Origin of the sequence: Methanolapillus ohkumae (assembly GCF_032594355.1) — an archaeon.
In the GTDB taxonomy this organism is placed as follows: Archaea; Halobacteriota; Methanosarcinia; order Methanosarcinales; family Methanosarcinaceae; genus Methanolapillus; species Methanolapillus ohkumae.
On record NZ_CP131061.1, the window covers coordinates 106,871 to 130,389 of the forward strand.

General features: G+C 41.7%; 19 protein-coding genes. 10 read left to right on the forward strand and 9 right to left on the reverse strand.

The window, feature by feature from the left end:
* Positions 1-22: 22 nt before the first annotated feature.
* From cas3 to cas8a1, 4 genes are all read right to left on the reverse strand, one after another.
* On the reverse strand, positions 23-2,254 hold the full coding sequence (gene cas3 / locus MsAm2_RS00420) for a CRISPR-associated helicase Cas3' (RefSeq protein WP_338097855.1): 2,232 nt from the start codon (positions 2,252-2,254) through the stop codon (positions 23-25).
* An 87-nt stretch (positions 2,255-2,341) separates the two neighbouring features.
* Positions 2,342-3,019 (reverse strand): type I-B CRISPR-associated protein Cas5b, encoded by a 678-nt coding sequence (gene cas5b, locus MsAm2_RS00425; protein WP_338097856.1) that lies wholly within the window; start codon positions 3,017-3,019, stop codon positions 2,342-2,344.
* Positions 3,020-4,087: a type I-B CRISPR-associated protein Cas7/Cst2/DevR gene (gene cas7i, locus MsAm2_RS00430; protein WP_338097857.1), complete on the reverse strand. Its 1,068-nt coding sequence runs from the start codon at positions 4,085-4,087 to the stop codon at positions 3,020-3,022. It abuts the gene before it with no gap.
* Positions 4,088-4,153: 66 nt separating this feature from the next.
* Positions 4,154-5,554, reverse strand: coding sequence for a type I-B CRISPR-associated protein Cas8b1/Cst1 (gene cas8a1, locus MsAm2_RS00435; RefSeq protein ID WP_338097858.1), 1,401 nt, complete (start codon positions 5,552-5,554; stop codon positions 4,154-4,156).
* A 168-nt stretch (positions 5,555-5,722) separates the two neighbouring features.
* On the opposite strand from cas8a1, the gene MsAm2_RS00440 reads away from it, so the two are divergent.
* From MsAm2_RS00440 to MsAm2_RS00465, 6 genes are all read left to right on the forward strand, one after another.
* Positions 5,723-6,829: a tRNA dihydrouridine synthase gene (locus MsAm2_RS00440; protein ID WP_338097859.1), complete on the forward strand. Its 1,107-nt coding sequence runs from the start codon at positions 5,723-5,725 to the stop codon at positions 6,827-6,829.
* A 659-nt stretch (positions 6,830-7,488) separates the two neighbouring features.
* Positions 7,489-8,043: a pyruvate ferredoxin oxidoreductase subunit gamma gene (locus tag MsAm2_RS00445; protein WP_338097860.1), complete on the forward strand. Its 555-nt coding sequence runs from the start codon at positions 7,489-7,491 to the stop codon at positions 8,041-8,043.
* Positions 8,040-8,321 (forward strand): 4Fe-4S binding protein, encoded by a 282-nt coding sequence (locus tag MsAm2_RS00450; RefSeq protein WP_338097861.1) that lies wholly within the window; start codon positions 8,040-8,042, stop codon positions 8,319-8,321. The genes MsAm2_RS00445 and MsAm2_RS00450 overlap by 4 nt, the downstream gene beginning before the upstream one ends.
* On the forward strand, positions 8,322-9,536 hold the full coding sequence (gene porA / locus MsAm2_RS00455) for a pyruvate synthase subunit PorA (protein WP_338097862.1): 1,215 nt from the start codon (positions 8,322-8,324) through the stop codon (positions 9,534-9,536). It begins immediately after the preceding gene.
* Positions 9,533-10,426, forward strand: coding sequence for a thiamine pyrophosphate-dependent enzyme (locus tag MsAm2_RS00460; RefSeq protein ID WP_338097863.1), 894 nt, complete (start codon positions 9,533-9,535; stop codon positions 10,424-10,426). Before porA ends, MsAm2_RS00460 begins: the two co-directional genes overlap by 4 nt.
* A gap of 192 nt (positions 10,427-10,618) precedes the next feature.
* A complete protein-coding gene (locus MsAm2_RS00465) occupies positions 10,619-10,795 on the forward strand; it encodes a DUF1016 N-terminal domain-containing protein (protein WP_338097864.1) in 177 nt (58 codons plus the stop codon).
* 22 nt (positions 10,796-10,817) lie between these two features.
* Here the strand turns inward: MsAm2_RS00465 and MsAm2_RS00470 are convergent, their stop codons facing one another.
* The 5 genes from MsAm2_RS00470 to MsAm2_RS00490 form a co-directional block, all read right to left on the reverse strand.
* A complete protein-coding gene (locus tag MsAm2_RS00470; protein WP_338097865.1) occupies positions 10,818-11,210 on the reverse strand; it encodes a hypothetical protein in 393 nt (130 codons plus the stop codon).
* A 1-nt stretch (position 11,211) separates the two neighbouring features.
* Positions 11,212-11,715, reverse strand: a complete 504-nt coding sequence (locus tag MsAm2_RS00475; protein WP_338097866.1) for a hypothetical protein — start codon at positions 11,713-11,715, stop codon at positions 11,212-11,214.
* Between the two features lie 418 nt (positions 11,716-12,133).
* A complete protein-coding gene (locus MsAm2_RS00480) occupies positions 12,134-13,789 on the reverse strand; it encodes a TCP-1/cpn60 chaperonin family protein (RefSeq protein ID WP_338097867.1) in 1,656 nt (551 codons plus the stop codon).
* A 144-nt stretch (positions 13,790-13,933) separates the two neighbouring features.
* On the reverse strand, positions 13,934-15,928 hold the full coding sequence (locus tag MsAm2_RS00485) for a hydantoinase/oxoprolinase family protein (protein WP_338098478.1): 1,995 nt from the start codon (positions 15,926-15,928) through the stop codon (positions 13,934-13,936).
* Positions 15,929-16,671: 743 nt separating this feature from the next.
* Complete coding sequence (locus tag MsAm2_RS00490) at positions 16,672-18,588, reverse strand: uroporphyrinogen decarboxylase family protein (RefSeq protein ID WP_338097868.1); 1,917 nt, start codon at positions 18,586-18,588, stop codon at positions 16,672-16,674.
* Positions 18,589-19,299: 711 nt separating this feature from the next.
* On the opposite strand from MsAm2_RS00490, the gene MsAm2_RS00495 reads away from it, so the two are divergent.
* From MsAm2_RS00495 to MsAm2_RS00510, 4 genes are all read left to right on the forward strand, one after another.
* Positions 19,300-19,971, forward strand: a complete 672-nt coding sequence (locus MsAm2_RS00495) for a ribonuclease III family protein (RefSeq protein WP_338097869.1) — start codon at positions 19,300-19,302, stop codon at positions 19,969-19,971.
* Positions 19,968-21,485: a radical SAM protein gene (locus tag MsAm2_RS00500; protein ID WP_338097870.1), complete on the forward strand. Its 1,518-nt coding sequence runs from the start codon at positions 19,968-19,970 to the stop codon at positions 21,483-21,485. The genes MsAm2_RS00495 and MsAm2_RS00500 overlap by 4 nt, the downstream gene beginning before the upstream one ends.
* Before the next feature lie 46 nt (positions 21,486-21,531).
* Positions 21,532-22,380 carry a DUF5803 family protein gene (locus MsAm2_RS00505; protein WP_338097871.1) on the forward strand — a complete coding sequence of 283 codons (849 nt, stop codon included), beginning with the start codon at positions 21,532-21,534 and terminating at the stop codon, positions 22,378-22,380.
* A 292-nt stretch (positions 22,381-22,672) separates the two neighbouring features.
* A complete protein-coding gene (locus MsAm2_RS00510; protein ID WP_338097872.1) occupies positions 22,673-23,467 on the forward strand; it encodes a 2-amino-3,7-dideoxy-D-threo-hept-6-ulosonate synthase in 795 nt (264 codons plus the stop codon).
* The last annotated feature ends 52 nt before the right edge of the window (positions 23,468-23,519 follow it).

The window sequence follows — 23,519 nt, forward strand, 5'->3', positions numbered from 1 at the left end:
TTTAAATGAGGCGGTCCGTTTCTCAAATAAAATTCCCCTTCCCCCCGCTCTCTTCTTCTTGAATTAACAACCCCAAATCCGGGCAATACCGTCTCTTAATCACATAAACCGATTTATCCAAATACTTCTCCCCGTTTTTCGCCAAATACGAAAAATAATCCTTTTCAATCCCGCCGTTTTTAAGCATTCCCAAAAAACGCGGCTCGGAAACTTGAATCAATAACCCGTTTGCTTGGACAAATTGCCAACCATCCAAATATTCCTGATATTTTTCCCGGCAACCGGCCGGCAAAACCCGAACCCCTTTGAATTGTTCATAGTACCGGTCTTCGCTTTCCGGACTGTATTTTAAAGGAGATAACTCTTTAAAAACAGAATGTCGAAGGAAGGCGATGGTATCATCAAATATTTTCTGTTCTTTATCGTTCCAACCCGGATAGACAAAATCCATCATTTTTTGAAGTTCTTTTTCTTTCACAAGGCCGGCACATTCCCGTTCGATATTTTCAAGAACGATTCGTGTCCGCACGATTTCTTCTTCCGGATAAATAAACGCATCATTTTTGTTACGCTCACAAAAGACAAAACAATCACAAATTCCTTTCTCACGCCGCCGGTTCACACGGCCAAAACGCTGGATCAGCGCGTCAAGAGGGGCAGGTTCTGAAAATATCACGTCAAAATCAATGTCCAAACTCACCTCAATCGCTTGAGTTCCAACCAAAAGCCTTGTGGAGTCTTTCTTGAGCAATTCTTCTTTTTTAAACCGGTCCTCGGAATTGAAGGAACCATGCAGCAAAATCTTGTTCTTTGAAGTCAGATTTTTGTAAACATTTTGAGATTCCGCAACGGTGTTACAAACAACCAGTACGCGTTTGCCGGCATCCAAATGCTCTTGGATGATTTCCAAATGGTCTCCTAACCGTCCTTCCAACAATTTAATGCGGTGACGGTTGAATCGGTCATAAAGAGAATCTTTTGCTTGAACAAATGAATAATTACCAATGACTTTCTCAATTTCCTTTTTCATAAAAGCCGGCAAGGTCGCTGTCATAATGAGTACTTTTGCGTTGAGTTTCTGGGTGACAAATTCCAGCAACACAACAATTTGAGCAAATACATTCGGATCATAAGCATGGATTTCATCAAAAATCAAATAACTGCCGGAAAGCTCAAAAACCCCTTTCTCAAACCCTTTAATGCCAAAAAAATACTTCAGAAGCTGAAACGGCGTCACAATTTTGACGGGTGTTACCAGCGTTTTAAATTGTTCCAAAAGTTGTTGTTTTTTTGTTTCATCAATTTTTAATTTTTCAGAATCTTCCGAGAATTTTTGCTCCAAATATTCTTCCAATTTCCCGTGAATCATCCCCACTTTATCCGATGATTCTATTTTTTGATTCAAACGCTCAAACATAGCGTTGATCGACGCCGTAAACGGGAGGATATAGTACACACGACCCTGACCAAAATGATCCATTTGGTTTTTCAACCATAAAAAAGCCGCTTCCGTTTTTCCGGAACCGGTCGGAGCATTCAAAATAGCATTTCCCAAAACCATTGAACAATCGGTCTGATGAGAATAAGGCGTATTTATTTTGCATAAATTGTCGAAATCACACGCATTCATTAAATTCAATTTTCGAATGCCGGCCGATGCCAAATGGTCACACTGTTTGACCGCTCCGGTCAATAACATTTTCATGAGAAAATCATCCGATTCGGAATTTAATTCTTGCGTTTGGACTTTATAATTTCGAATCAGTTCATAAATATCAACGGAATCCGCTGGCGAATTTGAAGAAAAACAGATCGAATAATGATTTAATAAAGCAGAAACTTGTTTGAAATTGATTTTATCGAATTCATTTTTAAACGGAATTCTGACATTAAAAATAGAATCTGTCATTGAATCTTCGGGACTTTGATAGTCTTTTGAAACAAGGCCAAACAGATTGTCCAAATCTTTGTGGTGTCCGGCAACGGAAAAAGAAATGTAATCTTTTTGTTCTTCCGGCAAAGCCAAATTCCAAACAAAAGGAAGAGAAAACAATTCATGGCGTTGCAAATGCCAATCATTCTTCCGTTTTTGCAATAATTTTTGAAATTCCGGATGGGACTTTCCCAAATCATGACAAATCATGGAAACCGCAAGCATCTCCCAAAAATCATCTTTGTTTTCAAGGGGAATATTTGGAATTAATTGCTTCAACTGTTCCTGAATATTCAAACAATCATCAATATGTTCTCTCAAAGAGATTTCGGGATTTGATTTAGCCAATAGATTCATTTTAATCTATACTTTTTAATCAATCTATACTTTTTAATTCTAATTCAATTTTTAATCCATATTTTTGAAATTTAAATCATGGAAATAAATATCGATTTCCTGTCCATCAATCGTATCTGTAAAAGCTTTCAGTGATGTTTTGGATGTTTTTGCGTTGAATGGAATGACAGAATAAGCCAGTGTCCCAATGTTTCGTCTTGGAACGGTATCGGTAAAATATTGTGGAAGAGGCTGAATTAATCCCGGCAAAAAGTTTCCTTTAAACGGGACAATTTGTCCTTTAATGTTTGTTGCATTTGTTTTTTCCGTTAATTCAACTTCTTCGATTTGCTCGACCGTTGCCAAATCTCCGCTTCTTCCAAGGAGAAGAGAATAATACGGGTTTTTCAAATAATCCACAATCTGTGGGTCATTTGTGTAAATGAACAACCGGCAGTTGAACAAAAATTCCCGGTTCATCACATTGGATTTTGGAGAATTGATCGGATATCCTTTGTCATGAAGTTCATATTGATAGATTGTCTCAAGATCGACGGCCTTTGCTTCATATTCAAAATAGTACCCGAGCTTCAGCTGCGCGTAATGAATATATTTTCCGGCCGCAGCGTTAATTAACCCCAAAACTGTGCTGATTGGCGGAACATCCAGGGTCGGCTGCCTTCCGGAAATCAAATTCGGATACCGAAAACCAGCCGTCCACGAGCTGATTTTTATGCGATATTGCTTCATTTATTCCACTTGTTTTTTCAATTGTTCACAATATTTGTCAATCGCTTCATTCACCGGCGAAATTTCAATCATATCGAATTCATCTTTCAATGATTTTAATTCGGATTGATAATCTTCAAAAAATCCGCTTCGGGTTCCAATAAAAATCTTGCCGACAAAAGTTTCCTGATAGTCCTTAATAATTTCACGGATTCCGGCAATGTTTAATTCAAATTGTTCATCTTTGTCCCCGGACGTTTTAACAACCCCGGAAAACGGATGGTTGCCGGTTTTGGTGGTGGCCAAGATGATGAATTTCGGTGTCACATCTCCCATATTGTTGGTCTGCATCGCGCCGCCGGAAATGTATTTTAATGCTGAGATCGTCTCCAAGATTCTTTTTTCGCGAATTTCTTTGGGGAGCTGAATTAATTTTGCAGGCTTTCCGTCACTGTTTTTGACATACGGATCTTCTGTCTCCTTGCAACCCTTTCCCAACGCTTCTTTTTTGAGTTGTTCAGAAAGATTTACATATCCGGTCTTGTTGTAATTTGAAAAAGCACCAACCATATTCAAATCCAAACTAAACATCCCTTTCATAATCGCGCAATATTCTTGTTTGCTGTACGGGACCGCATCCCCTTCTTGGCGGGACATACTGGACCAATTTTCCGCCGGATTGACCGACGTCACGGAAATGATGGCGGAGTTTTTCAGCGGTGAAATCCGGGTCACGGTCATGTTTGTGCTTTTGGTTTTGCCTTTGTCGTCGGTCACTTTTTCCGTCGCGGCCCGCATGTATCCGAAGACATCGTCGTCCGGATATTCGATCGGATTTGCATCCGTATAAGCGATTTTACTTTCTCGGGAAATCGGCGACATCACCCAATTCATATTTTTTTGAAGAGATTCACGCCACCAGTAGCGCCAGGCTTGACCGGAAACATAAACATATTTTCGGCCGTTTTTGAAAATTTGCTTTGTTGCAACCGCATTGTCAAAGTTACTTCTTTCATTTTTACCGGCATTGTTAAGTGCAACAACATCGACATCCAAAAGGATAAAACCTTGTGTTTTTAAATTTGCCATACTTTTTCTTCCTGCTTTTTAATTTCAATAAACATATGAATTGAATTTTTATTAACTTTTGTTGTATTATTCTTCCTCAGTTTCAAATCCTTCTTCGTCTGAGCTCTCGTCTTCGATTTCAATGGATAATTTCTGTTCGTGTAATCTTTGATAAATTGCAATTAACAGCACATCACGCATTTCGCTCCAAGAGCTTGTGTCCGGGAACAAGTATTTTGTATACTCTTCCACCGTGACAATGGGTTCATCTTCCGGATTTTTTTCATAATTTTTTGACACAACATCTCTAATGATAAAGCGGCGGAGGTTGTATCCGGACTTGGCGCTATTTAATGTTTTAATGACTTTTTTGATTTGGTCCGCATCATTCATTTTAAAAATAAGGTCGGCCATTTGATCTATTTTATTCACGGTTTCTATTTTCATATTTCTGATTCCAACCTGGTATGTTTTTACAATTTCAAAGTCAAATTGTTTTTCGATACACCATAACCTTATTTCTCGGAGAATGGATTGGTCGTTGATTAATTTCGTATATATCCGGTTACTCCAGAATTGGTAATCTTTTTCACCAATTTTTTGTTCTTCCTTCTTGGTTGCCCATTCAATTTCATTTGTTTCCGGATTGAATTTTGCTCCCTTGTACTCCTTGTTGTTGAAATAATACGAGGAAACAAATCTGTTCCATTGAGATTTATACTTTGAGTTTTGAGTGAAATTATAAAATTCAAATAAAATCGACGGAATCAAATAAATTTTAACTTCGGGCGTCGCTCCGAAATTTGTGAAATGGTATAATGTCAAGGAACTGCTGCTTTTCTGTGCTTTTTTATCCGCAACGGCTTTATCGATAAACCGAAACAAGGCAGTTCCCGGAGACCGGCAGTCAGATTTTAAAATTCCTTCTGATATATTCGCACCAATATTTGACAAATTTTTGGATACTTTATCTTGGGTAAAAAATCGGGTTAATTCATTGTCGCTGCTCTGAATGACTGCAATTCTTCCTTGCAATAATTCGCAGGCGATCGGGACAAAATGAAACCGAATTATGGCTTCCTTGGAGAGCATAATTCCGGGTTCAAAGGTGTGATGAAAATTCACAAAAGTTCCGGATCCGGAAAGAATGGAATTATCACGACCGGCCGGATATAATTCTGTTTTTTCTCCGGTAATTCGGCAAAATCCAAACGTATGTGTTGCCGTTTTGTCTAAAAGAGATTGAAAATATTTGGCAGTCTCTTCTTTCTTTTTATCGGCTTTAAAAGCGGGTTGGGTTATTTTTGAATTTAAAAAAAAGGGATTAATTTTTGCATCCCATTTGTCAACATAAATATCAGTAACCTTCGAAATGAGTCCCATGATATTTTCATTCGGATACCTTTTGGCAAATTCTTCAATCGCATATCCGCCGATATCTGCGAAAGGGTCTCCGGTGGGAACAATATATTTTTCGATTTCATTCATATGGTTCTAAAATAATTTCAAACATATAAATATTATTCGTTGACATCTTCTAAAATAAAATAATATATCCCTCTCTTATTATAGAAATGTTATATTTTTATTTTTAAAATCTAAAAAAAATCCTCTCCTCAACCTTTAACTACTTCCACAGATTTAATAAAAGACCAAATGTCCTTTAATTTCCCCAAATCCCCTCTTTTTTTGGCGCCGATGGCCGATGTGACCAACCCCGCTTTTCGAATGCTTTGCAACGAAAAGGGCGCCGACTTTACGTTTACGGAAATGATCAACGCCGCCGGTTTTTTAAACGGCGAATCTTTTTCAAGAGAACGCGGAGTTTCTTTTGACCAAAAACCCTATGGCATCCAAATTGTAGGTCCCAATCCCGACATGATTCTTAAAACAGCGGTTGGCCTGGAAGAACAACTTCATCCGGCAGTCATCGACATCAATATGGGCTGTCCGTCCCCCAAGATTCTCAAAGACAAATGCGGCGCCTATTTGCTCAACGACTCTACCCTTCCGGCCAAAATCATTGAGGCCGTTTGCAGCGGCATAAAAACCCCGGTGACGGCCAAAATCCGCATTTACCGGGAGGATAAAAAAACGATCCGGCTGGCAAAATCTATCGAAGATGCCGGTGCGCATTGGCTGACCGTTCACGGAAGAACGGCAGCGCAAGGGTATTCCGGAAAAGCGAACTGGGATGTTGTTCAAAAAATAAAAGAAGAATTATCCATTCCGGTTATTCTCAATGGCGATATTTTCACCCCCAAAGACCTCAACGCCGCCATAGGGACCGGATGCGACGGATTTATGATTGGAAGAAGCGCAATCGGAAATCCCGGAATCTTTTCAAAAATGAAAGAAGCACTCAAAAACGGAGGGGATGCCAAACCGGATCGTTTTAACACAACATCCAGTCGTTTTAATGCGGCAAGCAATTGTTTTGATGCGAACGGAAGCAATTTTGAATTTGAACCGGATGATTTTACAGCGGTGTCCCACGAGGAATTCCGGCAAAGAATTTCGGATTTTAAAAGGTATTGTTTTCTTTTGGATCAACACCATATGTATCCTCACGTTAACATCAAATCTCATGCCCAATGGTTTACAAAAGGACTTTCCCACTCCAAAGAAATGCGGCTTGAAATCAGCGGGCTCCAAAAAGAAACACGTCTGAGACATTTGAATGATGAGGAAATCGGTGTTGGACGACAAGTGCTGGCAGGGCAAATTATCCAAGTTTTTGAAAATTATTTTGAAAAAATGTGATATCAAATTGAAATTGATTCGGATAGAGTTCAGATTGAATTGATGGATTGAATTGATGGATGGAATTGATGGATTGAATTGATGGATTGAATTGATGGATGAAATTCGGGACCGTTTGGATTGAAAATTGATGAAATGGTTGGAGCTCAATTTGATTGCAATTGTAAACCTTTTCCTTTTTTAAATTATTGTCCTTTTTTCATAAAAAATTTATTATATTTTTCTTAACTCCATTCCTTAGCATCGTGTTTTTAATTATCGCTCCGACATCTTTATTTTATATGTAAACCGGAACCAAAAGCTTAATATGAAACGATAGAGTTTAGGATTTGTCATTATTATTAGTTAGTACAATTATGACAAAAAAGAGTTGCTTTTCAAAAGAGAGAGGAAGCTTCTTTTTGCAAAAAACGGATCCGTCAAAAACCAAAAAGCGTGCTTTTTGAGGTGTACGCTTTTTACGAAAATCCGGGAATTTGTTTTCCCAATTCATATAATATTTTTGATGGCTTTTGCTGTGTTAAAAGACACTCTCTAAAAATGAAGATAAATCTCATCAAAATTTAAAAAACAACCTTTTAAACCATGAATCTAAAAAATAAAAAAACGGTCCTTAAAAACGATATTCTAAGCCAACTTAATCACTTAGAGGTTACCAAATGAAAGAAATCAGAATTCACGGGCGTGGCGGACAGGGGTCTGTGACGGCCGCCGAACTCCTTTCCATTGCCGCTTTCAGCGATGGAAAATTTTCCCAGGCTTTTCCGGCCTTTGGCGTGGAAAGACGGGGCGCTCCCGTTCAGGCTTTTACGCGCCTGGATAACGCGCCGATTCGAATCAGAAGTCAAATTTATGAACCGGATTATGTGATTGTCCAAGACCCGACGCTTCTTGACGTCGTCAACGTGACCGGCGGCTTAAAGCCAACCGGCGCTCTTATTATCAATACTAAAGAAGCTCCAAGCGCTTTTAAACATTTGGACACCAAAGCCCGGATTTTAACCGTCGACGCGACAAAAATCGCAATCGATATCATAGGTGTTCCGATTGTGAACACCGTTCTTCTCGGCGCATTTGCGGCCGCAACCGGCGAGGTGGCCGTTCCGTCCATCCAAGACGCCGTCAAAGAACGTTTTTCCGGTGAAGTCGGCAAAAAAAATGCCCAGGCCATCCAAGCCGCTTACGATGTGGTCCGACAGGAGATGGAACTATGAAAATAACAATCGGTGCGGTCTGCGATCCCGGAACTGCCATGGAAAACAAAACCGGCGGCTGGCGGACATTTATGCCGGTATTTGATTACGACAAATGCATCCGCTGCGCTATTTGCGAAGTCGCGTGTCCGGACATGTGCATTTATCCGGATCCGGTAACAGCGAACGACAAAGGAAAATGCTTATACAAAGCCAATTATGATTATTGCAAAGGATGCGGCATTTGCGCAAACGAGTGCCCCAAAGACGTGATTACTATGACGCTGGAGGAGAAATAAATGGCTGTCAACCCGAAAGATAAATCCAAAATGGTCGTCGTCGAAGGATCCTACGCGACCGCCCATGCCGCCAAAGTTTCCCGGCCTCAAGTGATTTCGGCGTATCCAATCACGCCGCAGACCCACATTGTGGAAGACTTATCCAAAATGATGGCCGACGGCGAAATTCCGGACTGTGAATACATCAACGTCGAGTCGGAATTCTCTGCGATTTCCGCGCTTATCGGCGCGTCGGCAACCGGAGCCCGAACCTATTCGGCGACAACGTCGCAAGGTCTTCTTTTGATGCATGAGGCCCTCTTCAATGCGGCCGGAATGCGCCTTCCGATTGTGATGACGGTCGTGAACCGTGCGATTGGGGCTCCGATTAACATCTGGAACGACCAGCAAGATTCTCTGTCTCAGCGCGATTGCGGCTGGATTCAAATTTATACCGAAGACACGCAGGAAGCGGCCGACACGGTTCTTCAAGCGTTTAAGATTGCGGAAGACAAAAATGTGCTCCTTCCGGTCATGGTTTGTATGGACGGATTCGTTTTGTCTCACGTGTACGAACCGGTCATTTTAATGGACCAAGCCGAAGCAGACAGATTTTTACCGCCGTTTGCGCCGGACAAATATTTGGACCCGAAAAATCCGATGTCTTTTGGAACGCTGGGCGACCCGTCGGTTTATACGGAATTCCGGTATTCGCAAGAGGAAGCCATGAAGCGGGCGCTTCCGCTGATTGAAAAAGCGGCAAAAGACTTTGAAAAAGTCACCGGCCGTTACCATGGTGGTCTTATTGACGAATACAAAATGGAAGATGCCGAAATTGTCATTGTTTCTTTCGGATCCATTCTTGGAACTATGAAAGATGTCGTGGATGCCTACCGCGCCCGTGGTGAAAAAGTCGGCATTTTAAAAGTCCGTGCGTTCCGTCCGTTCCCGACGGAGGCGATTAACAAAGCGCTTTCCAAAGCTAAAGCGATTGTTGTTGTTGAAAAGGACATTTCTCTTGGCCGCAACGAAGGAATTTTGTTTACGGAAATCAAAGCCGGCATGTACAACACATCCACTCGGATTCCGATGATTGGCTACATGGTTGGTCACGGCGGACGTGATGTGAAGCCGTCTCATATCGAAGAAATCATCGAGGAAACAAAAAAGGTCGCTAAGACTGGAAAAATTACGATTGAATCGCGTTTCAATGAAGTCAAGGAGGAGTTGTTATGAGCGACAACAAACCTTTTAATTTACTCACGCCTGGCCACAACGGTTGTGCCGGATGCTGTGACGCGCTTGCCGCGAAATACGTTTTGATGGCAACCGGACCGGATTGCATTATTATCAACCCGACCGGCTGCTTAGAAGTGATGACAACGCCGTTTCCCAAAACGGCTTGGAACGTTCCATGGATTCACTCGTTGTTTGAAAACGGCGGCGCTGTCGCGTCCGGTGTTGAAGCGGCGTTGATTGCTCTTGGCCGGAAAGGAAACACAAAAGTGATTGGAATCGGCGGCGACGGCTCGACGATGGACATCGGAATCGGTGCCTTGTCCGGGGCTTTTGAGCGCGGGCACGACATTACTTATGTTTGTGTGGACAATGAGGCGTACATGAACACCGGTGTTCAGCGCAGCAGCGGAACGCCGTTTGGCGCGTCGACGACGACCAGTCCGTTTGGAAAACAATCGTATGGAAACAATACGAAAAAGAAGGACATGCCGGCGATTATGGCAGCGCATGGTTCCCCATATGTGGCGACGACGTCGATTGGTTACGCGAACGATATGATTAAAAAAGTCAAAAAAGCGGTGGATGTGAAAGGTCCGACCTACATTCACGCGCATGCGCCCTGCCCGACCGGCTGGGGTTTTGACTCATCCAAAACCATTGAAATTGCGAAGCTTGCCGTGGACACGTGCCTGTGGCCGCTTTATGAAATGGAAGACGGTGTTGTAACCGGCGTTAAAAAAGTGAAGGACCCAAAACCGGTGGTAGATTACCTCAAAACCCAATCCCGTTTCAAGCATTTGTTTAAAATGGAAGGCGGCGACAAGGAAATCGAGAAAATCCAGGCTTTGGCCGACAAAAATATTGCATTCTACGGGCTTGATAAATAATTATCAAGCTCTTTTCTTTTTTCATAGTTGAAACATTTTTTTTATCATGACCTTTATTTTATTATTGTTTCTGTTTTTATTTTGTTTCGTTTATTTTGTTTCGTTTATTGATTTTCAACGTGTCATCATGTATTGGAGATTAGGAGAGCGTATTGTTCTTGAGGAACAACATGGGAAAAGAGCGGGCAGAATATGGAAAGCCGGCTTCTTGCGAATTTGGCACATGAAATTGAACCCGAATACGGAAGTGGTTTTTCGGTTCGAACATTAGAGCAGTGCCGTCAGTTTTATCGGACCTATCCAATTGCGAACGCATTGCGTTCGCAATTGAACGGGTATCCGTACAGGAAAAGCGGTTGGAAATTTTAAAAACATATTTTAAAAATTATGATTATTCAAAATCAACCGGTGAAATTTTTCCATTTATTTTTTCATAAGCTGAGACATCTTTTTCCAGTTGTTCCAACAAAATTTTGGCGGCGGCCGGAGATAAAATCAGCTGTTCATTGGAACATTGAATTCGATTTTCCGGATTTCTTTGTCCCAAATTTGTCAACGCGTATGTAAAGTTTGGGAAATCCACTCTTGGTACAGATATTCCGTTTTTTTGATTTCTTTCTTCCCGTTCTCTTAGAATTTGTTGAGTTAATTCTTTCATTGATTTTCGGGTTTCCTCCAAAAACGCAAACGTGTTGTCCCAATCTTTTTCAGTCATCCAACCGGAGACCGTATTTTCAGAATCAGATATGTCCATATTAAATTTATTTCTGACTTCATGACTCATTTCAAACACCCTTTTTTAATGAATTGATGATATTATTTTGAAAAGATAAAAATCTATTTTTTGCAACTTTTTCATCCCAATTTCGATATTTTACACCATTGACTGTGTTTGGGATTTCGATATGATTATAGTATTTTAAATTTGCTGCAACATATGAATTCAAATTAAATTTTTGTGGGTAAGTATCGTGCAAAAACTCCAAAAAAATAGGAGCGATCATCTTCATACATTTTATTGGGCGAGAAGACAATTTCCTGTAAGCCTCAAAAATATTAATCAATTCGTAATCATTCGATACCAAAATATCTGCATCAAACTCAACCGTCGCCGTCAAGACCCGAAAATCATTATCTTGAATCAAATTGCGGCCAATAAATTGATTACATTCATTTTTTATTTTTTGAAACAAATCCGGATTTACATTCACTTTTTGAATAAAATCTTCTTCTTGAAAAATCCGTTTTGTTCGCTGGTCCAAAACTTCCTCGTAAACTTCAGTTGGCATAATTGCTGTATATTCATTTTCCTGAACAATCGCGCAAAACATCTCCCAAAGATCCACTCGTTCATGGATAAATGAAATTGGAATGTTGACGTCAAGGACAATTTTAGATATCGGACCACACCGGATTGAAATAAAAAAAGCTTTATCCGATTGTATATAAGTTTTTTTAAATGTTTTTGTTTACAATATATCTATATTTTATATAAATCACATGTCGTTGTTTTTTAAAAAAGGAAAAAGAACAAACATCATTTTTATTGGAAAAGTCAAAAAAAGCAACCCCCATTTTGTTGAAAAAAAATCGAAAAATTCACCACCGTAAGGTGTGTATGCCACCGCTCGAAGTGAAGAAAAAAGAAGGAGACGAAAAAAGAAGGAGAAGAAAAAGAACAAACATTCACAGATGTTGTTCATTTTTTTATTTCTTCAGCAATATTTCATCCACACGCAAAATATTTGCCACGCACTCGAAAGCCGCCACCAACCCGTATTTTTTCACCGTCGCGCAGTCAAAAACTTGCGGGTCGTTGGCCATCACTTTTCCGGACACGTCAATCCGGGCATCAATGCCCTCTTCTTGCATCGCCGACAATTGAATCAATGCGTCTATGGAATCCATGCCAATGTTTTGCGCCAAAAATTTCGGGACAGCTTCCACCGCCTTCGCAAATTCCAAGACGGCCAATTGCGCTTTTCCATCGAGAGTGTTGGCAAAAATCCGCAAAGACCGCGCAAGGAAATATTCCGTTCCGCCGCCGCCGGTCACAACACTCGGGTTTTTCAAAAGAAGCGCCGCTGTGTTAAGCGCGTCGTCGGCCGCTTCTTCAATTTTTCCAAGACCGTATTTGACCGGCTCGTGAATCAAAACGGATGTGATCGGACCGGAAACGGCCAGATACGCAAACGTTTCATACCGCGTCTTTTGAATCGTAATTTCATCGGCAAAACCCAAGAGATCCGGGGTTAAGTCTTCTAAAATAACCGAATATTGAGCACCGGTCGCCCGGGCAATGTAGTCTAAATCCGCTTCTTTAAGCCGCTTGAACAACAAAATTTTATTTTTGGCAAACGCTTCTTCGATGACGGCATCCACTTCCCCTTCACAAAAGACAAGGTTGGCACCGCTTTTAAGAACTTTTAACGCGAAGTTTTCGGCAACATCATTTTTTGCGCATTTAAAATCAAATGCGGTCGTCGGATTATCGATCCGAATAAAATGCTCCGGATTGAGATATCCGCTTTTCACTTTCAAGTCATTCCGAAGCAATAAAATCCGTGGGGAAAGGATTTGTTTCGGCATATCTTCCCGGGCCGGAATTTCATCCAAAATGACACCCTGAAATGTCAAAACATCCGGACTTCCTCTTTTTTTCAAAATTTTAACGTTTTCTTCCAAATCCAAAAAGGATGATTCATCCGCATACCGGTCAATTTCAATCACCGTTTGAATCATCGCTTTTGCCAAGGCGGTCGCTTGTTCCCCTTCAATTCCTTTGGAGAAAGCGGCGGCGTAAACTGCTGAAAAAATCATTTCATTGTCCGCCTCTTCACAGACAAATTCCAACATTTCATACGCTTTTCCCATTGCCAGTTCATATCCATCAATAATTGTCATGGGATGAACCTTTTTTCGAAGAAGGGATACGGCATTCAGCAACAAACCGCACGCCAAAATCAGCGCATATTTCGTTCCGTCTCCACATGATTTGTCCATGGATTGACCCAGACGTTTGAGAGATACGGCGACCGGATGCAGCAAATCAATCTCTTTGAGGATGGTTTTTCCGTCGCTTGTCAAATAAACATCGCCGACCGGATTGACAATCATTTTATTCATTCCAAGAGGACCGTATGAAGAGGCCACCATTTTTAAAATATCCGATACAAGCGTCTCAATATGAAACATCAATGAAACATCATCAACCGGTTCGGTCACGGAACGCTCTCGAAGCGTTCGGATCAACTCGTCCGGAATCGGAGAGGGGGACGCCTTTGAAAAACCGGATTGATTGCCGGCAAAACCGGATGGAAGGGATGTGAACAAAACAAAACCTCCTGCATTTGAAATAATCATACATCAAATCAATTTTTGTCGAATTGATTTACTGAATTGATTTACTGAATTGATTTACTGAATTGATTTAATTGAATTGATTTTTTATTGAATAAACATTTTTATTGAATAATTTTTTTAAATCGGATTTATATTTTATTCGATTTAAACCTTTACACCGCTTATATTTTTCTGGTCTTGCTGGCCGTCATTGTCAATGCCGGCTTTTCTCGGTGTTCCGATACCGACGCCGAGCAACCGTATTTCAAGCGGTTTTTCAACGGAATATCCGGTCTTGATTTCTTTTTGTTGAATATCAATTCGGACGGCATCTTGAGTAAGTCCGTACAAGTTCATATGATCATAAATCCGGCATTTGATCCATTCTTTTCCTTTCGCAATGGCTTCTTGATAAGACTCGTCTTCTGTTTTTCCGGATTCGGTAAATGATATATAAACATTGGAGCCGACGGATTTTGGTCGAATTAAAACGTCCGACCGGAAAATGACATCTCCGGTCAACGCGCCGACTGCGTTTCCGACATCGAAATATTGAGGCAAAACCAATTCGATATCCAAAAGATCGCACAATTTTTCGCTGTAAGCCATCACCGGCGCTCCGATAAGAACGACCGGCATATTTATTTTCAATTTTGTATGCGGCGAATCCAGAACCAACGAACGGATTTCTTCCGCTTTTAAAGACGGCAGGAAAAATGCGGCCAAATCCGTGGCCATCTTTTCGGAAACCATTTCCCGAATTCGTCTGCACATTTCTTCCGGTTTTTTGTTCACATAATCCGCCAAAATTTTTGCGCCGATAGTCGCGGCTTCCCTATCCCATTTCACATAAATTCCCAAAACATGAAGCGCGTCCGTTGGCGTAAATCCGATATGGGTAACATATCTTTTTGAGACTAAAGCATCTAACGCTTTGGAGAACATTAACGGGTGGTCGCCGACTTTTTTGGAAATTTCATAAACGGAAACGGGTTCTTTTTCGGAACAAATAGCATCGTAAACCTTTTGTTCGTAGGGACTCAGCGCGATGTCAAGGGAAAAAGACGGCCCAGACGCCGTAAAAAATGAGGTACCTTGAATGACCGGATCCAAAATCCGGTCGGATGGTCTGTCGGCGCATTTCATTTTGGCAGCAAATCCCGGATATTGAAGGGCAGCCAAAGACAGAGGAACGACGCGTCGTGGGCCGATATGAATCTCTTGACTCAACCAAACGTGACTATCGCCTCCAAGGGCGGACGTGCTCATTTGAATGGCCCGAACCATTGTTTTCCAACCGCCGACGATGGCGCCGGAATCACTAATGCTTGGAATTCCGTTTTGAATCATGGAAATATCCGTGCTGGTTCCACCCACATCAATGGTCACACATGTATTTTTTCCGGTCAGGTGCGCGGCGCCGACAAGACTTGCGGCAGGTCCTGAAAAGACTGACTCCACCGGGCGTTTGAGGGCTTCTTCAATTGATACCAACGATCCGTCACACTTCATAATCATCATGCCGGATGAAATACCTTTTTGGTTCATGACCGTTGAAATGGATTTGACAAACTGATGCGTGACCGGAATCAGTTGCGCATTTAAAACAGCGGTCAGCGTCCGTTCATAAACGCCAAGCGCGCGGGACAATTCGTGGCCGCACACGACCGGCAAATTCGTCAATTTCTGCACATATTCTTTGACCGCCAGCTCATGTTCCGGATTTCGAACGCTGAAATAAGAGGAAATAGCATAAGAAGCCACTTTATTTTGGGTGCTTTTCACAAATTCTTCCACGACTTCAAAATCGGCGGAAGGATCATTTAAAGGATTTCCATCGGTATCGTGTCCGCCGCGAATCTCAATGAGGTCTTCCACCGGCAAATCACCGGCAACGGAATAGCCGATTAAAATCAAACCGGTCGGGTACCCTTTTCCTTCCAGAGTCGTATTCGTGGCGAGGGTTGTTGAAACGGATGTAAACTTTATTTTCTGAAGCAAATCGGGCGTCAATCCGTCCATCGCATTTGAGATTCCGAGAATTAAATCCGGATATGTTGTCAAAGCTTTGCTTTTTTCAATGACGGCACCGGTGGATAAATCCATCAATATGGCGTCTGTATATGTTCCTCCAGTATCAATTCCAAGACCAAGATTCATAGAAAGCACATCCTTTCAATTGAAAATGAAATATAAATGAAATATAAATGAAAAATAAATTGAAAAAAAATGAAAGTGGAAATCAAGTTGATAAATAGTGATAGACACTTTTAATGATTAGACCGCTAATAGATATGATAGACACTTTTAATGATTAGATCGCTAATAGATACGATAGACACTTTTAATGACAGAGTCACTGCGATAAAATTAAACGTTGTTAATAATACAAATCATATGATAGCACTTTTAATGACAGGGTCGTTTTTTGTGAAAACAAACAGACAATTTTTGAAAGCCGCCGGATACGGCGGCGACTTTCATTTTTGGAGAGGTTTAGATTTTTGAAGTTTTTCGTTTTTTTGGAGGTTCAGACTTTTTAATCTGTATTTTTTAGGGTTGGATTTAAATGTCTGTATTTTAAATTTTCTTCATTTTACGGAGGTTTAAATTTTTATAAGACTCTTGTTTTTGATTTTTTTGCGTTGGACGGTTTTTGGAAATATAGTTTTTTGGGGGGGTTAAATTTCAAAAACGTCAAAGCATTATGTTTTTGTGAATGTTTTTGTGAAACAAGGATACATTTTTAATTTTCCTTGTTTCACTTTTATTTTTGATTGTTTTTGATTATTTTTGAATGGTCCAAAAAAACGAGTGGTTTTAAATCTTGTTTTCGGATTTTTTCAAAAGTGTGGTTGGTTATGTTTTATGTTTTTGAATTAATGTTTTTGATTTTTTTAAATTTAGCCGATGATCTTTTTATACATGTCTTCACCGACTTCTTTAACAGTGTCCACCATGGTTTTGACACTCATGAGCGAGCCATCCGGCGGCACTTCACAGCCGGTTGACATCACATATTTGGATTGCCGGCCGTTTTCTTTGAGTGTTTTGAGGACGCCGTCCATCAATTTGACAGTGTCGTTTCTGATGTTTTCAAACGTTTTTTCGTCGTTGTTCATGAATTGAATCGGGTCCACTTCTCCCATCATACAGCAGATGTCGGAGTAGGCCGGAATCAAGTCAGCGTAGTTCTTGGAACCTTTGTTTCTGTTCTTTTCGTAGTACGCGTAGCTGTAAAGAGCTGTTCCGAACTTGCGGATTTGAATGTCAAAGTGAACAGCGTCGGCGCAGTTGTGAATCACGTAGGGGGCATTGTGCTTCTTAAAGATCGGAATCTGGCGGTCATAAACGTATTTTCCGTCAAACTCCCAGTATTGATCCGCACTCATAATCACGTTGTTGGACCACAAGTTGTCCACACAAATTGCATCGGCGGCACCTTCATCGAAGAACTCGGTCGAAATGTCACAAACAAAGTCCGTAATTCGGTCCAAGGCTTTGTGAACCTCTTTTGGGTTGTTGCTCATGTCATGAAGAACACGGTCGGCTCCCATGGCTTGTGTCAAAGTCAGGAGCGGTCCTTCGTGGAATGCCACGAAAGGCGCATCGATTTCATCGCGGTGGAGTTTCTCCAATGCCATCTTTCCGGCTTGAATATGGTTGTGGATACGTGTTCCTTTTTTGATTTCCGGAATCACGATGTCATCATATTCGTGCAAGTGACCGGTTGTCGACGGGGTGTCCTCGTCCGGATAGGAAACACCGGCACCAACGTCGGCGCTGGTGATGGACAGGTCGGTCAAGCCAACGTAGGTGTCGACATCCAAATATTTCACGGCGGCATAAGCCGAGTCTGAGAAAATTTTGGGGTTGGTTGCGTAATCCTTGTAGGATGCCGGAATGAATTTACGGGTGATACCACAAGCTAATGGGTAGCAGGGCAGGCGGTCCACTTTTTTGTCGCCCAACGCGCCGAAAACACGTTCTTTGTGAGACATCTTAGATGCTTTCTTGGTTCCGACTTTTTCATACTCGGCAATCACTTTCTTCGCGGCTTCGAGTGAAACGTTGGAACCGGCTTTGGCGGCAGCCTTCTTTTTAAGGATGACGTCTTTGTATTTTGTTTTGGTAATACTCAATTTGGCGTCGCTCCAGCGTTCGTTTGCCGGCGCCAATTTGGATGCTTTTTCCTTGGCAAAAGCAACAGCGGATGCTGCGTCTTTGCAGGTTCCGTCGGCACCAACACTTTTGGCGTATTTTTCCGACACCGGCGCACCGCCGACCATGTAAATTAAAGAGTCGCGGTAACCATTTTCAAGAAGCAATTCTGAAATTTTGTCCATACCGGTCATGGTTGTCGTCATCAAAGCGCTCACGGAAAGTAAATCGGCTTTGTTTTCTTTGGCGGCGGTAATGAAGTTTTCAATCGGAACGTCGTTTCCAAGGTCAATCATCGTAAATCCGGCGGCAGCCATCATTGTTTTGACCAAGTTCTTTCCGATATCGTGAACGTCTCCCTCAATGGTTCCGATCACACCGGTCACCGCACGGTTGGACGGGTCGACTTTAATATGCGGCGTCAAGATGTCCATACCTTTGTAAAGGGCAACCGACGCAATCATCAGGTGCGGCACGAAAGCTTCTCCACGCTCATATTTGTCTCCCATAACGGACATACCTTTGGCCAGTCCTTCGACAATGGCTTCTTGGGGGTCGACTCCGGCTTTGAGTGCTTTTTCAGAGTTCTCAACCGCCGCTTTGGCGTTGCCCGTAATAACGGAATCAGCAAGTGCTTTTAAGATTTCTTCTTTTGTCATAAAATCACCATTTTCTATTTTTTGAAAAACCACAACATAATAATTTGCGACTGTTTTTCTATTTTTGAATATTTTTGAAAAAATGTTGCCTGGCGACCATTTATCTTTGACCGTTTGTCTTGAAAAAAACGGACGCGAAAAACAACAATTTTGTTTTTACGGATATGAATGGAATCATATCAGCACAGAAGAAAAGGCAGCGAGAATATATAACATAAACTTTTTAGATATATCAAAAGCGCAAACGAACGGACTGGTATTAATCGGATTAATTCCACGAATATAAACGAGCATGGTATTTTTATGAACAGAGTTAATTTATACAATGACGTTATAATTATTATCAGATAAATATAAAATTATGTTTCAATTTATATTAATTTTTTTAGACGGATATTTTATTATTCTTTAAATATCGAATGATTCAAAAACAAACTACCAAAAATTTAATATTCAAAAACATAAAGATTTTTAAATTTTTAAATGTTGAAATTTGAAAATTTATATGAAAATTTATTAGAATGATATTTTGAAACTTTAATTGAATTTTGATTGGATCTCAATGATTTTTTGTTGACTGCACGAGCAAGCAGAGCAATTTAAATCGGGACTTTAATTGGAATTTTAGCTTAATTAAAAACTTCAAAAACCTTTATGAACCGAAAAAATCATTTTGAAAGAAAAGATTTCATCTCCAAAAATTGTGATTTTATGAGTGAATTGGAACAAAAGATCGGATATTTTTTCAAAAATAAAGAGTTCATCTATACGGTTACGCATCAAACCATGAACAAAACCCTGGCATTTTTTGGGGATTCCGCTTTGGATTTTGTTGTTGCCGAATATTTGTACCGAAATTATTCTCATCTGGATCAGGGCGGACTGACCCGGCTCAAAGCGATTGTGATTAGTGACAACCGGTTTAATCAAATCGCTAAAAAACATAATCTGGAAAAACATTTGGTTCTCAAAAAAGGAGCGACTTGCGGGCCTCGAAAACGCCATGCCACATTTTTTGAAGCGGTTGCCGGCGCGATTTATTTGGACGGCGGAATGGAACCGTTGCGAGATTTTGTCTACCGGATGATCATCGATCCATCTGAAATCAACAGCTTCCTGTCAAATTTAATTAAAGAAAAAGTCAAACTCAACGAATTTTGCCAGCAAAATTTCAATGGGTTTACGCCAAAATCATATGTGATTCATTCCAAAGGCCGCCCGCATGAAATGACTTTCATTGTCGGGTACACTCTCTCCTCCGAAATTACAAAACTGGAAGACGACATTTCCGGAACCGGAACCGGCAGTTCAAAGTCGGAAGCAGAAGAGTTGGCGGCAAAAGAAATCAACCTGCAGTTAAAACAGTTGGGACGGATGGAATGACGCCGGCGGAAAAAAAAGTCTTCCCACCGGTTTCAGCCAAACAAATCATTCCGTCGGTTCCGACCAAACAAATCATCCCGCCGGCACCCGCCAAACAAATCATCCCGTCGGTTCCGGCCAAACAAATCATCCCGCTGGTGCCTGCCAAACAAATCATCCCGTCGGTTCCGGCCAAACAAATCATCCCGTCGGTTCCGGCCAAACAAATCATCCCGTCGGTTCCGGCCAAACAAATCATCCCGCCGGCGCCCGCCAAACAAATCATCCCGCCGGCGCCCGCCAAACAAATCATCCCGTCGGTTCCGGCCAAACAAATCATCCCGCCGGCGCCCGCCAAACAAATCATCCCGCTGGTGCCTGCCAAACAAATCATCACACCGCTTCCGAAAAATACGGATTATTTTGCGCATACGCACAACATGAACATTTACCGCGGCTGCAATCATGGTTGTATTTACTGTGATTCCAGAAGTGCTTGCTATCGGATTGAAAATTTCAGTCAAGTTTGCGCGAAAGAAAATGCGCTTCTTCTCCTTGAAAAAGAATTGGCGGCAAAAACAAAATCACGCAAAACCCGTTCCAAATCCGGCGTAAAATCTAATTTATCGAATTCCGGCGGCGCAGCAGATGCGGGCAGCAAAATAATTATCGGGACCGGGGCTATGAGTGACCCGTATAATTCCTTTGAAAAAGAATTGTTTTTGACACGATCCTCTCTTGAAATCATTCACCGGTACGGATGTGGAATCAGCATCACCACAAAATCAGCGCTCGTTGCCCGTGACATTGATCTTTTATCCCAAATTCACCAACATTCTCCGGTCAATATCGCCCTTACAATTACTACGGCTGATCCTGAAATTTCCATGCGAATTGAGCCCAATGTCTCCACGCCAAACGAACGGTTTTTTGCAATGAAACAACTCTCAGATGCCGGTTTATTTACGGGGATTTACCTGAATCCCGTGCTTCCCTTTTTGACGGATTCGCCTGAAAATATAATTGAGCTTATCGGCCAGGCAGCGGATTTTGGCGCCAAATACGCCGTCAGTTTCTTTGGCGTAACGCTTCGAAAAGGCAACCGCGAATATTTTTATCAAAAATTGGACCAATCCTTCCCTCCGTTGAAAGAAAAATATCAGGCGAAATTCGGTGAAAAATATGTGTGCGCTTCTCCAAATGCGGAGGATTTGTACCAAATTTTTAAACAGGAATGCAAAAAAAATCACCTTTTGTATAAAATGAAAGATATTTCCGATGCCATCCGAAATAATTCAAAAAACAAATCGACGGATGAATTCGAAAAAAGATCGGACAGCGGATTGAAAAACAGGCGGGACAATGGATTAGAAAACGGGTTGGAAAACGGGTTGGAAAGCGGGTTGGAAAACGGGTTGGAAAGCGGGTTGGAAAACGGGTTGGAAAGCGGGTTGGAAAGCGGGTTGGAAAACGGGTTGGAAAACAAACCGAAAAACAAATCCGAAAAAAAGCAAAAAACATTGGAAGATTTTTAAAAGGGGAGAAGATAGATTTTTAAGATTCAAAATCCAATGGGGATTTATGAAAATATCACTTAAAAATATACTTTTGATTATTTTTCTGTCTTCCGTTGCCGTTTTCCTTGTTTTCGCCGCCGGGTGCATTTCTAACCCATTAGATGACTCCGTCGCGAAGGATACTGATGGAAACGTTTCTCAAATTTACAACATTTCCGCTTTTGTTCCGGTGATCAATAATACATCCGCTGTTGTCGAATCCGGGTCTTATGTCCCCCAAAATACAAAGGAAATTCAAGTGGTTCGGGTCATTGACAACAAAAGTAAAATTCCGGTGATTCAAGAAACCGGACTTTTGGTGCTCAGCGGACCGGAACTGAAAGATGTTTATTTCTTGACGGTTGACAATTTTTCATTGACGGAAGAGAGCCTGAAACAGATCTATGAAAACCCGGTTCCGGCCGACATTTCCTACACGCTCAAAAAAACAAATTCGGGCGCAAATATTGAATCGGATCAGAATTTTTCCGGAATTTTACTGTACACGCTGGTTCAATCTTCCGGTGAAAACACGGTTCTTGTCAACGACAATGCCAAAGCCGTCCAAATTACGCTTCCGGCCGGAACGACAACCGGAAACCGGCTTTTAGGGGTCGCGTCTCCGGAGCCGGATGCGGTTTTGACCGGCGAGACAGGCCAAGAAATTTTTCAATGGAACGCGCCCAAAGGCAAAGTTTCCGTTAAATATTATAACGAGAATGCGCCGATGTATATGATTTTTGTCGGCATCGCCTTGGTTTTGGTCATTCTCGCGATTTACTTTTATTATCGGAATCAGATTCAAAAACTGAAGAAAATTACGGAATCCGTTGACCCGGATGGAGCTAACGGTTTTAGAAAACAAAGAAAATAAAACATCACCGGTCGCCTTTGTTAAAGAATTTTTAAAATTGTTGCGGCAACGCGAAGGCCGCAGCAGCCTCTAATCTAAAAAAACGGGGGCCGATTGAAAAAAAATATCCGGTGAAACACAACCTCTCCGACAAAATCCAATTTATCCGCAAAAAACACAATTTAAATACAAGCAGAAAATATCTCCATCACTTTTTATTTACAATTTTTATTTACAATATTTTTCATAATTCTTTATGATTTAAGATAATAAAATAATCACAATAAACCGCCGGCCGGTCAAGGAGATCTTTATGAGCATAATCGGAAAAGCAATTCGAATGGAAAGGTTTATCAAAAGAGAAAACGGGCGGACAATTATTATTCCGATGGATCACGGCGTCGGCGCGGGCCCCATCAAAGGGCTGACCAATTTGCCGGAAGCTGTGGACAAAGTCGCTCTCGGGGGCGCAAACGCTGTTCTCGGGCACATGGGTCTGGCTAAATACGGTCACCGCAAATATGGAAACGATGTCGGATTGATCATTCATTTGTCGGCGTCCACCTCTCTTGGACCCAACTCCAACCATAAAGTTTTGGTGACAACGGTGGAGGAAGCCATTAAAGTCGGGGCAGATGCTGTTTCCATTCATGTCAATGTGGGTGCCGAAGACGAGCCGGAAATGCTGGAAGGATTTGGAAAAATCGCCAGCAAATGCGATGAATGGGGAATGCCGCTTTTGGCGATGATGTATCCGCGCGGCCCGAAAATCACATCCGAATTCAGTGAAAATGTCGTCGCGCATGCGGCCCGACTGGGAGCGGAACTCGGGGCCGATATTGTGAAGACCAATTACACCGGAGACATCGATTCTTTCCGAACGGTTGTCCGCGGATGCCCGGTTCCGATCATTATTGCCGGCGGTCCGCACATGGATTCCGAAATGTCTCTCCTAAAAATGGTGGCGGACTCTTTAGAAGCCGGCGGTGCCGGCGTTGCAATCGGACGCAACGTATTCCAATCCGAAAACCCGACTCGGATTGTCAAAAGAATTCATGCGATTGTGCACGGCGGATTGACGCCGGAAGAGGCTTTTAAAATTGAGTAAAATTCAAAAACCCATTTCATGGATATTTCAAATATTATCCCCGATTAATCAT